The sequence below is a fragment of the Acinetobacter sp. YH12156 genome, from assembly GCF_013418235.1.
Taxonomy (GTDB): domain Bacteria; phylum Pseudomonadota; class Gammaproteobacteria; order Pseudomonadales; family Moraxellaceae; genus Acinetobacter; species Acinetobacter pseudolwoffii.
Map to the genome: position 1 here is coordinate 149,928 of NZ_VPCL01000001.1, position 14,323 is coordinate 164,250.

15 protein-coding genes and 2 tRNA genes are annotated in these 14,323 nt (G+C 42.1%); 13 read left to right on the forward strand and 4 right to left on the reverse strand.

Annotation, left to right across the window (positions count from 1 at the left end; translation table 11 throughout):
• Positions 1–77: 77 nt before the first annotated feature.
• From FTU87_RS00735 to FTU87_RS00755, 5 genes are all read left to right on the forward strand, one after another.
• Positions 78–1,967 (forward strand): M48 family metalloprotease, encoded by a 1,890-nt coding sequence (locus tag FTU87_RS00735; RefSeq protein WP_180000798.1) that lies wholly within the window; start codon positions 78–80, stop codon positions 1,965–1,967.
• A 205-nt stretch (positions 1,968–2,172) separates the two neighbouring features.
• Complete coding sequence (locus tag FTU87_RS00740; RefSeq protein WP_005096584.1) at positions 2,173–2,814, forward strand: hypothetical protein; 642 nt, start codon at positions 2,173–2,175, stop codon at positions 2,812–2,814.
• Positions 2,815–2,835: 21 nt separating this feature from the next.
• A complete protein-coding gene (locus FTU87_RS00745; RefSeq protein WP_180096487.1) occupies positions 2,836–3,804 on the forward strand; it encodes a D-glycerate dehydrogenase in 969 nt (322 codons plus the stop codon).
• Positions 3,805–3,890: 86 nt separating this feature from the next.
• On the forward strand, positions 3,891–5,333 hold the full coding sequence (locus tag FTU87_RS00750; protein WP_218944814.1) for a M48 family metalloprotease: 1,443 nt from the start codon (positions 3,891–3,893) through the stop codon (positions 5,331–5,333).
• Positions 5,334–5,442: 109 nt separating this feature from the next.
• Positions 5,443–5,802 (forward strand): hypothetical protein, encoded by a 360-nt coding sequence (locus FTU87_RS00755; RefSeq protein WP_100355077.1) that lies wholly within the window; start codon positions 5,443–5,445, stop codon positions 5,800–5,802.
• 70 nt (positions 5,803–5,872) lie between these two features.
• On the opposite strand, the gene FTU87_RS00760 is transcribed toward FTU87_RS00755, so the two are convergent.
• Both FTU87_RS00760 and rpsU read right to left on the reverse strand, forming a co-directional pair.
• Positions 5,873–6,319 (reverse strand): GatB/YqeY domain-containing protein, encoded by a 447-nt coding sequence (locus FTU87_RS00760; protein ID WP_004729943.1) that lies wholly within the window; start codon positions 6,317–6,319, stop codon positions 5,873–5,875.
• Positions 6,320–6,352: 33 nt separating this feature from the next.
• Entirely contained in the window at positions 6,353–6,568 is a 216-nt protein-coding gene (rpsU, locus tag FTU87_RS00765) for a 30S ribosomal protein S21 (RefSeq protein WP_001136722.1), read from the reverse strand.
• Positions 6,569–6,714: 146 nt separating this feature from the next.
• Here rpsU and tsaD point away from each other — a divergent pair, with 146 nt between their 5' ends.
• Positions 6,715–7,731 (forward strand): tRNA (adenosine(37)-N6)-threonylcarbamoyltransferase complex transferase subunit TsaD, encoded by a 1,017-nt coding sequence (gene tsaD, locus FTU87_RS00770; protein WP_074382964.1) that lies wholly within the window; start codon positions 6,715–6,717, stop codon positions 7,729–7,731.
• Positions 7,732–8,067: 336 nt separating this feature from the next.
• Positions 8,068–8,382, forward strand: a complete 315-nt coding sequence (locus FTU87_RS00775; protein ID WP_141667071.1) for a hypothetical protein — start codon at positions 8,068–8,070, stop codon at positions 8,380–8,382.
• Positions 8,383–8,421: 39 nt separating this feature from the next.
• Here FTU87_RS00775 and FTU87_RS00780 read toward each other — a convergent pair whose 3' ends face one another.
• On the reverse strand, positions 8,422–8,961 hold the full coding sequence (locus FTU87_RS00780) for a hypothetical protein (protein ID WP_074382963.1): 540 nt from the start codon (positions 8,959–8,961) through the stop codon (positions 8,422–8,424).
• Positions 8,962–9,160: 199 nt separating this feature from the next.
• Here FTU87_RS00780 and FTU87_RS00785 point away from each other — a divergent pair, with 199 nt between their 5' ends.
• Positions 9,161–9,796, forward strand: coding sequence for a hypothetical protein (locus tag FTU87_RS00785; RefSeq protein ID WP_074382962.1), 636 nt, complete (start codon positions 9,161–9,163; stop codon positions 9,794–9,796).
• A 166-nt stretch (positions 9,797–9,962) separates the two neighbouring features.
• The gene (locus tag FTU87_RS00790) at positions 9,963–10,100 is read left to right on the forward strand and encodes a hypothetical protein (RefSeq protein WP_157797501.1); all 138 of its coding nucleotides are present in this window, start codon (positions 9,963–9,965) and stop codon (positions 10,098–10,100) included.
• A 530-nt stretch (positions 10,101–10,630) separates the two neighbouring features.
• On the opposite strand, the gene FTU87_RS00795 is transcribed toward FTU87_RS00790, so the two are convergent.
• Positions 10,631–11,509, reverse strand: coding sequence for an ATP-binding protein (locus FTU87_RS00795; RefSeq protein WP_100329777.1), 879 nt, complete (start codon positions 11,507–11,509; stop codon positions 10,631–10,633).
• A 188-nt stretch (positions 11,510–11,697) separates the two neighbouring features.
• On the opposite strand from FTU87_RS00795, the gene FTU87_RS00800 reads away from it, so the two are divergent.
• The 4 genes from FTU87_RS00800 (at position 11,698) to FTU87_RS00815 (ending at position 14,319) form a co-directional block, all read left to right on the forward strand.
• Positions 11,698–13,209 (forward strand): DUF3336 domain-containing protein, encoded by a 1,512-nt coding sequence (locus tag FTU87_RS00800; RefSeq protein ID WP_180096488.1) that lies wholly within the window; start codon positions 11,698–11,700, stop codon positions 13,207–13,209.
• On the forward strand, positions 13,196–14,020 hold the full coding sequence (locus FTU87_RS00805; protein WP_100329776.1) for a protein kinase: 825 nt from the start codon (positions 13,196–13,198) through the stop codon (positions 14,018–14,020). The genes FTU87_RS00800 and FTU87_RS00805 overlap by 14 nt, the downstream gene beginning before the upstream one ends.
• A 107-nt stretch (positions 14,021–14,127) precedes the next feature.
• Positions 14,128–14,212: transfer RNA gene (locus FTU87_RS00810), tRNA-Leu, on the forward strand.
• A gap of 33 nt (positions 14,213–14,245) precedes the next feature.
• Positions 14,246–14,319, forward strand: a tRNA-Trp gene (locus FTU87_RS00815).
• Positions 14,320–14,323: the final 4 nt, after the last annotated feature.

Sequence of the window (14,323 nt, forward strand, 5' to 3'; positions counted from 1 at the left end):
TCATGAAAAAGCGGGAATTTCCCGCTTTTTTGTTTTATGATGAACCCATTGAAAATAATCTTAACTAGGGTTCTACATTGCGCAACGTAGGATATGATTTTATAAAAAACAAGAATATCGTATTGCCTGTAAGCTTCTGCTTGATTGCTGTGCTGTTAACTATTTTTATTATCAATACCGTTGTTGGTCTATTCGTTTTTTATGTTGATTCTACCCAGTCTATTTTCTGGCATATGCTCAGTCCTTATCTGATTGCGTTGCTGTTATGTGTGATGCTGATCTCGGTCATCTATGAATTTTATCTTTTCCGGAATGGCGGTTATTCGCTGGCAAAACAGATGGGTGCGCGCCGTCTCAGCCCGATGGAAAGTATTCCTGAGGAAAGTGCGGCACTGCAAATTACCCAGCAGCTGGCCGATACCTTTTTAATTGAACCTCCGGCGGTGTATGTACTGCCCGATGAAGTTGGAGTTAATGCACTGACGGCGGGTTTTAGCCCGCGAGATACCGCGATTATTCTGACTTGGGGTGCGGTACAAACTCTGGATAAAGTCGAGCTGTATGGTTTACTCAGTCACGAATTTAATAAAATTCTGTCGGGTGAAACTGCGGAAAATACCCGCTTAAAAATTTTGTATAGCAGTTTAACCACCTTTAGCCAGTGGGGCAGCAAAATTGCCAAATCTGGTTTCTATCGAACTGGTATTCGACGTGAAAATAAGTTTGAAACCTTTTATGTCGCAATTGGCGCGGTGATCTGGCTGATTGGCAGTTTGGGGGTATTGATCACACGCTTTATTAAATATATTTCACTGGGTGGACGCACTTTTAAGAATGACCAGAAAACTCGCCGCCTGATTCAAAATGATGCCAATATCCAGACTTTACTCAGAATTCATGTGCATCATTCCGGTTCGCAAATCTATAGTGAATATGCCGAATCCATTTCCCATATGTGTTTTGCCAATTCCTTGAGTCCGCAAAACTGGTTGAACATTCACCCGAACATCAATCAGCGCATCTATGAATTAAATCCTGCCCTGATTCAGGATTTGCAGCTCGAGAACTTGAAGAAACTCAAGAATCAGCCTTTATTCAGTTTATTTCGTTCTCTGGAAGAAGTGGTGCCCGAGACTGCGATGAGCTGGAGTTCGCCACAGCCTCTGCCGTTGTTGCGTCTATCTCCAATCAGCTTTGCAATTAAAGATGCGATCAAGCCACTGAATCCAGAGCTGCGGCTGAGTATGCCGCGTCCGGAGTTGCTTGAACGTGCATTGCAGACGGCGACCGGCTCGCGTGAAGTCATGGTTGCCATCTTGATGATTCGTCAATATCGTGAATTTATTCCGACTGAGGCTGAAGTGAGCCGCGCCATTGTAGATTCACTGCTGAATCTGGATGGGCGGGTGCATATTTCGATTTTCCAGCAAGCCTGCAAGAATATTGGCGGGATGCCCACCACAGTTGCACGTCAGTTTTTGATGAAACTGGCACGAATTATTCAGGAAGATGGTGAAATTGGCTTGCTCGATGCCTTATTGCTGGAATGTGTCAAATATGAGCTGAATCTATTGCCCGCACATATTCCAACAGCTTTGGATGAAGTTAAGCCTCAGATTGTGCGTCTGATTGATGCCTTGTTGCATGTGCAGCAGATTAATAGCGGAAACCAGCTTGAGGTTCGCGAACGCATTTTAAACCGGATTTTGTCGGCTCGAGAATTGGACTTATACAATGAAATTTCTGATGAGCCGATTGATCTGGCGGAAATTCTGAATGATATTTCGGGGCTTTTACTGCGTGAACGTCTCGGGATTTTGGGTATCGCAGAAGCCTGTTTGTGGAGCGACCGTATTGTGACTCAGGACGAACTGGATGTGATGGAACTGCTTTATTGGCGCTTGGGTTTTGAGGCAGAGCAGATTATTCAACAAATGTTGAAGAAAAACAGTTTAACCATTATGTAAAAAAGAAGATAACAATTCACAGTTTGAAACTGCATCTGTTATAACAGAGGCAGTGATTTAATTGCGTATTAAAAGTACAGTTTTTAGCAGGCAGATCGACTTTGTATTAGAATCCATCAGGATAAAAAAGAAAAGCGGAAAAAGTTCGGCAAAGTAGAGGCAATCCGGCTAAAATGTTCAGCCTGAAATTGGTGATGATGAAAAGATGATAGGGCATCAGCGTGACATACTGGCAACATTAGGAATTGATCTCTGGATTCCTAGGGACAGCGCATGTCAGCCACATCAGGTCTCGATCTGGCGTGATCAGGCCGCACCAGAATTTCACAGTGACATTGTCTTGCCTCAGTCCAAGCAGCCCGAGGTATTTACAGATCTATCAATTCCTGAGCCGGTTATTCAACCCGAAGCTGAAGTCATGCCCGTGGTATCAGTGCCCACGCCAGTACTGGTTCAGGAACAGCGTGAAATCATACAAATTCCGCCATTTAGTTTGCAGATTTTAAGTCTGGCCTATTGCAGTATTGTGATTGATGCGACTGCAATGACTGAAGAAACCCAGAATTTATGGACGAATATCCAGCGTGCAGTGGTCAGCGAGTTTTGTGAGCTGAACTGGCCATTTCCTTGGGCCAATGTTCAGGATGGGCGCGGTGTGGACTCTTATATTCAGGGTTTTCTCGATGGGATGAGTGCCGAGAAAAATATTATTTTTTTGGGAACTGTACCTTATATTTCAAATAGTAAAATAATCCAGTTGGCTTCTTTACAGGAAATGCTAGATCAGCCAATTCTGAAAAAACGTTTATGGCAGTTTATGCAAAATAGGTCTGCCAGCTTGAAATAATATGAGTTTGGAATAAAAAATATGAAACAAAAAGTGGTTGTATTTAGTCAGATCGATGCTGATATTCAAAATAAACTTGAACAACATTATGATGTCGCTTATATACAACCCAAGTTAGGCGATGTGAACCGGCAGCTTTTGCAGGAGGTTCAGGATGCCGATGGCATGATTGGTGCAGGTCGATTGCTGAATCGTGACAATCTGGCGACTGCCACCCGGCTTAAAGTCATTTCTAGTGTCAGTGTCGGTTATGACAACTATGAACTTGATTATTTAAATGAAAAAAATATCTATCTCAGCCATACCCCGCATGTGCTGACCGAAACTACAGCTGATCTTGCTTTTACTTTACTGATGTCAGCGGCACGTAAAGTGGCTTATCTGGATCAATGGACCAAGCAGGGGCAATGGCAGCGTACTGTTGGTGAAGCACAATTTGGTGTGGATATTTTTGGAAAAGCCCTGGGAATTATTGGTCTGGGCCATATTGGGGCTGCGATCGCACGCCGTGGTTTTTATGGTTTCAATATGAATATTCTGTACCATAATCGCCGTGAAAAACCAGAATTGGCCCAAGGCCTGAATGCACAGTATTCTGACTTAGATGAACTATTACAGCGTTCCGACTTTGTCGTTATTGCGGTTGACTTAAATGCTGATTCTAAAGCGCTGATTGCAGCGGCTGAGTTGGAAAAAATGCAACCACATGCGGTATTGGTGAATATTTCACGTGGCTCAGTCATTGATGAGCAGGCTTTAATTGACGCTTTAAAAGCCAAGCAGATTTTTGCTGCCGGTCTCGATGTCTATCAGAAAGAACCTTTAAAAGAATCTGAATTATTTCAGTTGGACAATGTGGTTACATTGCCACATGTGGGTTCTGCGACGGCTGCCACCCGTAAAAAAATGGCCGAATTGGCCTATCAGAATCTGGTGGATGCTTTAGAAGGGCGAGTGCCACGCTATGTGGTTAATCCTGAGTTTCAATAATATTAAATAACATTTTCTTGCGTATATGCCCATTTTTCAATGCTATATTCAAGGCAGCTTAGAACAATAGATTTAGAGATTTTTCATTGAAACGATTGGCGTTGGCGTGTGGCTTAACGATGTGCATGGTGACAGGGCATAGCTCTAGCCATGATTTTAATCAAGCGACTGCACACTTTTCTGTGCCTGATATTGGTACAGGCGTGGGTTTACTCGATCAGCAAAAAGAAAGAATGATCGGTGAAAAAGTCTATCGCGAAGTGCATAAGCAAATGCCAGTCATGCAGAATCCATGGCTGGAAGACCAGCTGCTGTCGGTATTTTCTCATATTCTCAGTCAGACTCAGTTACAACAGCCCATTGGTTTGCTGGTGATTAATGATCCACAAATTAATGCTTTTGCTGTGCCGGGAGGGCTGTTTGCTCTTAATGCTGGTTTAATCAATTCAGCCCGAAATATGGATGAAGTGGCGGGGGTGATGGCGCATGAAATTGCACATGTCACACAACGTCATTACAGTCGCTCTCAAGATGCTTTTAAGGGGCAGGGTTTGCTGGCATTGGCCGGAATTCTGGTCGGGGCATTGGTGGCCTCTCAGGCGGATGGTGATGCGGGTGCTGCGGTGATGATGGGTTCGCAAGCCGCGTTGATGGATAAACAGCTGACTTATAGTCGTAATCAGGAGCGTGAAGCAGACCGAATTGGCATGCAATACATGTATCGTTCCGGCTATAACCCGCATAGTATGGCAGACTTCTTCGAAGTCATGCATCGCTCGACCAGTCGCTTAAGCTTCCTGCCGGATTTCTGGTTTACTCATCCATTGACGACTGAGCGTATGAGTGAAGCACGTTTACGTGCCAATCAGCTGCCTGCGGTCAAACCTAAGCTGAATGATCAGGACTTTGAGATTATCAAATGGTATAGCAGGGTGCTGTCTCGCCAGACCAGTGAGGAGCAGCTCAGTTTGATGAATCGGCAGAATAATTTTGCCGGTCAGCTTGCTTTGGCTGCCTACCAGATACAGCAAAGTGATTTTCAGGCCGCACAGGCTGCTTTAGATCAGGCGAAAAAGCATAACCAGATGCATCCTTTATTGGTCTTGTTTCAGACTGATATTTACTTAGGTCGGAACCAGTTGAATGCAGCGCTGAAAAGTGTGGCTTCGGCAGCGCGGATCATGCCGGAAAATCGTGCGCTCAATTATAAATATGCAGAAGTCTTGATTCGTGCCCAGCAACCTGATCAAGCTAAACAGATTGTACAAAAGTTTTTGAATGCCAATTCCCGCGATGTGAGCGGCTGGCGACTGATGCAACTGGCGACCAATGCAGAGCCTGCATCGGCAATCAAGGCCGCCAATGTGCTGCGTTATCGTGCAGAAGTAGAATACTGGTCCGGTTATGAAGAAACCGCCATCAAGTCATTATTACATGCACAGCGTACAGCGAAAAATAATCAATCTTTATCGGCAACCATTAACCAACGCCTGAAACAGATGCAGCAGGCACGTCAATATAAAATTTAAGCCTTAGTCAGGTTTTAAGCTTTTTATATCAGGATGATATGGTCAGGATATACTGAATCGGGCTACAATCTTTTTTTAATGATCAGTGCGATTAAATCTGAAGCATGCTATGAAGAAAATATTATTGGGCATCTGTCTATTGGGGTGGAGTTATGCGGTATTTGCTGCGAGTGCTGTTGAGTATGTAGACGCGGTAGAGCGTATTAATGCTGACTATAAAAAGGAATCGCGTCAATTCTTGGGTGGTTTGAATCCGCAGCAACAAGGTTTTAGCGCAGCGCAGAATTCACATTTTTGTAGTATTGTGCAACGTTATGCCGATCGCTTATATCAGGCGGCTGACCAAAATCGTGCTTATCTGGATCGTCAGTTTCAGAAGATAACTAAACAGGATGTGATTATAGAAGTGAAATCTTCAAAAGAGATGCAATTGCTGAAACGTTATCAGGTTGACTGTTATTTGCAATAAGAATACGTTAAGAACTGTCTTTTATAAAAAGTCAGTTCAACGTTAAAGATCGAATATTAGAGAAGTGGGATTAAGCAAGTTTCGCTTTAATTTTAGCTGAAACTTGTGCAGGATCGGCGCGCCCGGCTATGAGCGGACGCAGAGAATTCATCACCTTACCCATATCTTTCATGCTAGTAGCTTCTTGCGCTGCAATCGTTTGCGCAATGATGGAATCAAGTTCTTCCTCAGTCATAGCTTCTGGTAGAAATTGAGATAACACCTCAACCTCGGCTTGTTCCTTACTAGCTAAATCTTCTCGACCAGCACCATCAAAGGCCTTGATCGATTCTTTACGTTGTTTAATTTGTTTTTCAATGACCGCAAGAACTTGAGCGTCGTCAAGTTCTTTGCGCTCATCGACTTCTATTTGCTTAATTGCCGCCTGTAGACCACGTATGACCGTCAGCTTGGACATTTCTTTTGCACGCATTGTTGCTTTCAAAACATCCGTGATTTGGTCTTTTAAAGTCGTCATTATTTAATCCAGGCAGTCAATCACAAATTAATCTTAGTAAAGGCGAGTCGTACGTACTGATTCACGTGCCAATTTCTTTTGGTAGCGTTTAACAGCAGCAGCTTTTTTGCGCTTACGTTCTTGAGTTGGTTTCTCGTAGAATTCACGCTTACGTACGTCAGCTAGAACACCCGCTTTTTCGCATGAACGTTTGAAACGACGGATAGCTACGTCTACTGGTTCGCCTTCTTTCAATTTAACTTGTGGCATGAAGAATCCTCATAAAGTTATGGATAAGATCGCAGGCCGAATGCCTGTGATCACAAGTGAAGGTCAGTATTTTACTCATTTACATCTCATACCACAAGCATATAATAGTGACTGCAATAGAATTGATACAGGTTATAGGCAGTTTAATGATCGTTTTAGGCTTGGAAACGTCGTGTGATGAAACAGGACTTGCGCTGTATGACAGCGAGTTGGGTTTACGCGGGCAGGTGCTTTATAGCCAGATTAAACTGCATGCAGAATATGGCGGTGTGGTTCCAGAGCTGGCGTCACGTGATCATGTGCGTAAACTAATTCCATTAATGAATGAATTATTGGAGCAAACTGACGTCAAAAAATCGGAAATTGATGCCATTGCCTATACACGTGGGCCAGGTTTAATGGGCGCATTAATGACAGGTGCGTTGTTTGGTCGAACTTTGGCCTTTGCATTGAACAAACCGGCAATTGGTGTTCATCATATGGAGGGGCATATGCTCGCACCATTGTTGTCTGAAACAGCGCCAGAATTTCCATTTGTGGCGCTGTTGGTCTCTGGTGGGCATTCACAACTGATGGCAGCCTATGGCATTGGCCAGTATGAATTGCTGGGTGAATCGATTGATGATGCAGCCGGAGAAGCATTCGATAAAGTGGCGAAAATGATGGGTCTGCCCTATCCAGGTGGGCCAAACATTTCCAAACTGGCTGAACAAGGCAATCCTGCTGCTTTTGCTTTCCCACGTCCAATGCTGCATCAAGGCCTAGAGTTTTCATTCAGCGGTTTAAAAACTGCAGTTTCCGTTCAAATGAAAAAACTGGGTGATGAAAACCGTGATGCAGATATCGCAGCAAGTTTCCAGGAAGCGATTGTCGATACCTTGGTAAAAAAATCCGTGAAGGCATTGAAGCAGACTGGCTTAAAACGTCTGGTGATTGCAGGTGGTGTCAGTGCCAATAAACGTTTACGCGAACGTCTGGAAGCAGATTTGGCAAAAATCAAGGCAACGGTTTACTACGCTGAGCCAGCACTGTGTACCGATAATGGTGCGATGATTGCATTTGCAGGTTATCAGCGTCTGAAAGCAGGGCAGCAGGATGGCTTGGCGGTAACCACAACGCCACGTTGGCCGATGACGGAGTTAAAAAATCCTGAAGCGGTTTAAAGATAGATAGGAAAGGGGCGGAAAGCCTCTTTTTTATTGTCTTGGTTTTATTGAGTAGAAATTTTCAACAAATAATAAATTATTTTGACTCTGCCATAGTAAGTGTTTTCTTACAGATACCGTAAAATGGTTTAATCATATAGGAATCCCGCTCTATGATAGGCGGAATTAAGAATAAATTTAATTTTTTATAAAAGTGTACAAATAAAAAATATTTTTTATTTGTCTTATTTTTGATCATTTATGGTTTTAAATAAATAGAATAAAATTAAAATAGGGAGAGTGAGTGTTTTTATTGGTTATCTTCGCTTTTAAGCAAAGATTAGAGTAGTTTAAATGAATATATCTAAATATTTTTTTATTTTAGGTCTTGGTTTGTCTGCTATTGTTAGCTTTGAAACCCAAGCATACAATTATACATCAAAAGGGGTGGGTGCAGACAGAAGTAAAGCATGTAATCAAGCTGATGAGAAAATTCAACGTGGTTCGACTACTTCAGGTTGTATATGTTCAAATATTCAACAAACCTATTGGGTTTGTAAAATAAACTATGATAAGCCTAAGCCAGTTGTATATACTGCACCTCCGATTTATCAAGCACCTGCTCCTACACGACGCTCATATAATTTCAGTGCACCAGGTGTGTTATAAGTAAAAAAGGCACTATGTTTAACATAGTGCCTTTTAAACTTAAAAACCTGTTCCATTCGCTGGATCACATTTTTGCTTAAGAAATGTCATGGCATAGTTTACACGTGTCGCTATATCTTCACTTCCTAATGAAAAAATAGTGTATGGTTCATTATTTTTTAAGCGTATAGAAACAAGTTCTTTAGATTGTTTAACTTCTAAAACCTTTCCCCAATCAATTCCATTTTCGGTACTCCCTAGTCGTAAGTCAGGTCTTAGGGATACTACCGGTTCAACCATTGAACCACCATGATAAACTCTCAAAGATAAGCTATTATTATCATAATTTATTTTGCTAATACAACGATCAATAGTAGTTACGTTGGTAATTTTACTATAGCCTTCGAGTCGTGCTGATCCATCATGCTCATCAGCCATATCTGAAAAATATTTTTTTAAATCTCCAGATTGGATACCTTTGTCTGGTAATATAATCGTTAAAAATTTTTGTGCATTTGCTACAGTTTGCTCTGCTGCTATAAGTGGTGTTGTAAATAAAAAACAGCTGGACATAATAGTCAGAGACTTTAGGTAATTCATGTATAAAAAGCCAAATAAATAAATCGTTTTATTTTAAAATAAAACTCCTCTACTTTAAAGATTAGTATTTTTCTTTTTTTAGCAGTATTAGGTAATATATAAATACAACTTAAAAGCTTGATTTTTTGATTTTCAAATGAAGAAATATTTAATTTATATATCGTTCTTTACCACCACAGGTCTTTCTGCAGAATATGTAATGATTGGACCTCCTTCTGGAGAGTGGGGGCGAACCTATGGTGAAACTTATCAAAACTCGGTAAAACAAAAAGAAATTCAAAAACAGGTCGATTTGTTGGGTAAACACCGGACAGCAGAAGCTCAAAAAATGGTGGATCTTGCAGACGCAGCGCGTAAGGCAAGAGGTGAGAATACTGATTCAGTAATTAAAAATAATGATCAAAAAAAATCAGAAATTAAAAAAGAACAGTTAAGTTTAAGTGAAAAAGAAAAGGAGCTTAAACGTAAACTGGCTCAAGTCGAGAAAGAAGAGCAAGAAGCAAGAAAGAAAATTGAGTTATTACAATATCGTAATGCAGTACGTAATGGAACCAGTGTAGGTGCACTTCGTTGTGGGAGTTCAGGGCGTCCACGTGTGCATTTGGTGGGTGTAGTTGGACGTGCAACACGACCAGATCACGTGTATTCGGATTGCCGTTTGAAGCAGGTACAGTATCGTTGTCGTGGTGAAGGAAATTGGCAATTTTATACAAATAATTTATGGGTCTTAAGTAATGCATGTATTGGTATTGGTGATGACGTAATAGTAAATGTTCACTGTGATGCTGAACAAGTTGAAGTGCGACCAACACAATTTAGCTGTGATATTCACTAAGTTATATCCAGTAGCACAATATTCAGCTTTTATCTGTCAACTCATTTTATGAGGAATGGCAAATCTATGTATCATGTTTAGTTTCAAGGTTTTGATTAATAAGATAGTGTTTTTCAAAGAAGTATTGGAGAATTTAAAAATAAAATGAATGATAAAGGGATCAAGAATGATTCGCCCTGCGACAATTGAAGATGTGGCAGTTATTGCACAAGCGCATGTGCAGAGCGGGCAAGAAACCTGTCAGCAGATGCTCTATCTACCTATTTTGGCGGAATATAAGCTAGATACACGGCTTGCTTTATGATTGCAGGTGCTCAAGCTCAATAACCATATTCTATTGGTTACAGAAGGAGCAGGGCATATTCAGGGCTTTATTGATGTTTCGCTAAGTGAAGCAAAAGGCATTGCCAAAATTATAGCGTTATATGTATTGAAAGCTGCATAAAAGCGTAGGATTGGTCGAGTCTTGTTTAAAGAGGCATTAAAAGATATTCACCCAATGCAATATCCATAGATTTTACTCAATGTTTATGATCAGAACCCAGTCTGTCAGTTTGATGAACATATGAGAGCAAAATGCATTACTGCTGAAGATGTTAGCAATGAAGGTAAAAATCTCAAGGTTCTACATATCTATGGGACCGCGATGCATTTGCTGATTTAGATGGTTTGATTTAGTAGATTCAGAGTAAAAATTGCATGATACACAAGATAAAAGACTCGGCTTTAAAAGTCCGAGTCAGGTATTATGGCAACAACATGGTGTTGCACTTCAAATGCGAATCTAAGAAGGCCCAAAGCGATATTTACGTTGAGCCTGATCTTTTGAATTTTCTATTGTTCCAGATTATTCAACTGAGTTGCCCCAATCCAGTGTTTCGAGAACTGATAAGCGGCACGGCCTGAGCGTTGACCGCGTGCCTGACACCAGCGCAAGGCTTCGGCTCGGGTTTCCGGGGTCAATTCCATCTCAGCTTTTTTAAGATAATGCTCTACAATTTCCAGATATAAATTCTGATCCATTGGATAAAAAGACAGCCATAAGCCGAAACGGTCAGATAGCGAAATCTTCTCTTCAATTGCTTCCTGAGGATGTAGCTCAGTATATTGCGGAACATCGACCCGGGTGACAGGCGTATTTTCATGCATAAATTCTGGCAGTAAATGGCGGCGGTTACTGGTCGCATAAATCACAAAATTACTCGAACCCGATTGCAATGAACCATCTAATACACTTTTTAAACTGCGATAATTTTCATCTTCTGCATTAAAGGCCAGATCATCACAATAGACAATAAACTTTTCAGGACGGTCTGCAATCAGTTTTTGAATTTCCGGAAGTTCTGACAAGTCATCGCGTTCAATCTCAATCAGGCGTAAACCTTGCGCTGCGTATTCGGTCAGCAGGGCACGAACGATAGAGGATTTACCGGTGCCACGCGAACCAGTCAGCAAGACATCATTGGCAGGCAAGCCATTTAAGAACTGCAAAGTATTCTGGATGACTTTTTCTTTTTGTCGCTCAATCCCTTTTAAATCGGCCAGTTCCATCTGTCTAAGCTGATGAATGGGCTTGAGTTCACCCTGTTGCCATTTATAGGCATGTGCAGAAAAATCAGGAGCATGTTTCAGCTCGGGCAGGCTTTGCTGAAGTTGCAGCAGAACAGTCGAAAGGGTATTCAAGATATTGTCAGGTAACTCAATTTTCGCCATGATCTCAGCATTACAGATTTAAAATTATGTCTAGGATACTATCACCCTAAAATTCACAGTCAAAGCCTGAAAAGTGTGATAATTTGCTTAAAGCAGAGAATTTTCGCTATTGTTGTTATGAACAGATCGGTGCATATTTTCTACGCAGTGCAAGATGAATGAAAAATACAATATAGGGAAGAAGGCAGATGCTGTTTAAAGATTTTACTCAGGACATTAATCCACATCAGGCCTATCGTATTAAAAAACTCAAGCAGCAGCTGCAACAAGCTGAGTCCTATGAGGAATGGAAATATATTGCGCTAAAAATAGATGAAGAATCCGGGGCGCAAGAATGGAAATTCGACAATAGTTCTCCCTATTTTGATGCAGAAGTTATTGCGCATCGTTTGGGTAAATTAAGACGCTATAGACAACAGAAACGTACCCACGACCTGATGTATATTCTGCGTGAAGGTCTAAGCTACGATATCGCCAATATTGCCCATCCTTTATTGTTCACCGAAGCCTATGTCGGCACCAAAAGAATTATTGAAGATTATGTGGAGCAGGTTAGTCAGGGGCTGGCACATATCGCTTCAACAGACTGTAGCTGTTTAAATATGGAAGAAAAAATTGAATTCTTCAAAGGCTGTCAGCGTGCTTATGGTCAGCCAGCCTTGATGTTTTCCGGTGGCTCGACCTTGGGTCTGTTTCATACCGGCGTTTGTAAGGCTCTGATGAAGCAGGATTTATTGCCAAAGGTCATGTCAGGTTCTAGTGCAGGTGCCATCATGACGGCAATGTTGGGTGTATCCAAACCCTCGCAGTATGTCGATCTTTTGAAGGGGCATAATTTTTTTCATGAGGCGTTTCATTTCCGAACCATGAGTGAATTGCTGAAAGGCAATGGAGGTCTGGCAGATGTCAAATACCTGAAAAAATTTCTGGTCGAAAATTTAGGCGATCTGACCTTTGAAGAAGCACTCAAAACCTCAGGTCTGCATATCAATATTGCTGTTGCCCCTTATGATTCAGCACAGGATGCCCGTATTTTAAATGCCTATACTTCTCCGGATGTGCTGGTCTGGAGTGCGGTCTTGGCCTCTTGTGCAGTCCCTATTCTGTTTCCGCCAGTACGTTTGACCAGTAAGCGTTATGATGGTGAATATACCCCTTATATGGGAGCAACACGTTGGGTCGATGGCAGTGTACGCAGTGATTTTCCACAGGAAAAAATGGCCCGGCTGTACAATATCAATTACACCATCGCCAGCCAGGTCAATCCGCATATCGTGCCATTTATGCAAGATGATGTCGCACGTTTCCGCAAAGGTACCTTAAGCTGGCCACAACGGATTGTACGCCGTCAGGGTGCGGTGATTACCAAAGGAATGATGGATTTTGCCCGGGAACATGCCGGAAGCTTGCCTCCTTTACGCCGCATACTCGATCACGGCTATGGGGTGGTCGATCAGCGTTATTATGGCGATGTGAATATTGTCGGTAAATATAGCCTGCGCCACTATAGCTATATGCTGCAAAATCCACGGCCCTATCTCTTTAAAATCTTGCAGCGCGAAGGCGAACGGGCCACTTGGCCAAAAATTTCCTTAATTGAGACTCAGGAACGGGTGGGGAAAACTATTCAGCATTGTCTGGAACTGCTAAATTATCAATATACTGCTGATCCAAAGCCTGAATATATTGCAACCACTTAATTTAGATCATCTTGATACTTTCGATTTTCAACCAAGAACCAAAACCCGCAGTCTGGGTTTTGGCCGACGCCTGTATTATGCTGCGGGTCAGCCCGCATTCTGGCTAAAAACTCAAGTGTCGACTAAATCTGACAGCTCAATATCATCTCCGCATGCAGAGCTGGGCTGGCAGCAGGAGCTGAATTTTTATCAAACGCATAGCCGTTCGAGTGATCTGAACTTTTTCCTTCCCCATCAAATTATTCAACAGCCATTCACCATTCAACATGAACAATTTGAGCAGGCTTTGATTCTGGTCGATGCACCAGCACATTTTCAGATCATGCCAGATCAACTTTCTGTAACGCAGATTCGACAACATTTGCTGCAAGCGGTAGAACCTTTAATCTGCCTGCAACAGCTGGGTTATTTGCATGCGGATTTAAAGCGGGAGCATTTTGTTGATGATCAGGGTAGGGTATGTCTACTTGATTTTGAACACGTCCAGCCTCTGGATCAGCTTGAAGTTCATAAGCTTAATGCGACACCACGTTATATGGCACCGGAATTATTCCAAGGAAAAGCCAAAAGCTTGCAGAGCGAAGTTTATGCTTTGGGCGTGATTTTTTATGAATGGCTGAGTGGACAGCGCTTGCAGGCAACTGACTATCTGGATTGGGCGTTTTTACATTGTCAGCGCCTAAAAGTTGAGTTGCCTGAACAAATTCAGATTTTTGAAAAGTTGTTAGCGCTGATGCTAGGCAAGCAAAAACAGCATCGGTTGGCAGATTTTAAAGCGGTTAAACACTACTTAGTGACTGAAATCGAATGAGAAAAATACAATAAAATCGGGATTGTTTCTTATTTAATCAAACGAGTGTTTTTTTCTTATAAACGGCTTGTCAGCTGGAAATGATCTCTATATTATACACAGCCATTGGGGACGTGGCGAAATTGGTAGACGCACTGGATTTAGGTTCCAGCGCCGCGAGGTGTGAGAGTTCGAGTCTCTCCGTCCCCACCAATTTACTTGAGTAATTGAGTAAACTGGCCGAGTAGAGGATTGGTGTAATGGTAGCATGACGGTCTCCAAAACCGTTCGTCAAGGTTCGAGTCCTTGATCCTCTGCCAAAGT

Excerpts from the sequence above, each read along its gene's own strand:
- FTU87_RS00780 (WP_074382963.1), bottom strand. The coding sequence starts at position 8,961 with ATGAATTACCTAAAGTCTCTGACTATTATGTCCAGCTGTTTTTTATTT.
- FTU87_RS00740 (WP_005096584.1), top strand. The coding sequence starts at position 2,173 with ATGATAGGGCATCAGCGTGACATACTGGCAACATTAGGAATTGATCTC.
- rpsU (WP_001136722.1), bottom strand. The coding sequence starts at position 6,568 with ATGCCACAAGTTAAATTGAAAGAAGGCGAACCAGTAGACGTAGCTATC.
- FTU87_RS00785 (WP_074382962.1), top strand. The coding sequence starts at position 9,161 with ATGATTGGACCTCCTTCTGGAGAGTGGGGGCGAACCTATGGTGAAACT.
- FTU87_RS00775 (WP_141667071.1), top strand. The coding sequence starts at position 8,068 with ATGAATATATCTAAATATTTTTTTATTTTAGGTCTTGGTTTGTCTGCT.
- FTU87_RS00760 (WP_004729943.1), bottom strand. The coding sequence starts at position 6,319 with ATGACGACTTTAAAAGACCAAATCACGGATGTTTTGAAAGCAACAATG.
- FTU87_RS00790 (WP_157797501.1), top strand. The coding sequence starts at position 9,963 with ATGATTCGCCCTGCGACAATTGAAGATGTGGCAGTTATTGCACAAGCG.
- FTU87_RS00745 (WP_180096487.1), top strand. The coding sequence starts at position 2,836 with ATGAAACAAAAAGTGGTTGTATTTAGTCAGATCGATGCTGATATTCAA.
- FTU87_RS00800 (WP_180096488.1), top strand. The coding sequence starts at position 11,698 with ATGCTGTTTAAAGATTTTACTCAGGACATTAATCCACATCAGGCCTAT.
- tsaD (WP_074382964.1), top strand. The coding sequence starts at position 6,715 with ATGATCGTTTTAGGCTTGGAAACGTCGTGTGATGAAACAGGACTTGCG.
- FTU87_RS00755 (WP_100355077.1), top strand. The coding sequence starts at position 5,443 with ATGAAGAAAATATTATTGGGCATCTGTCTATTGGGGTGGAGTTATGCG.
- FTU87_RS00795 (WP_100329777.1), bottom strand. The coding sequence starts at position 11,509 with ATGGCGAAAATTGAGTTACCTGACAATATCTTGAATACCCTTTCGACT.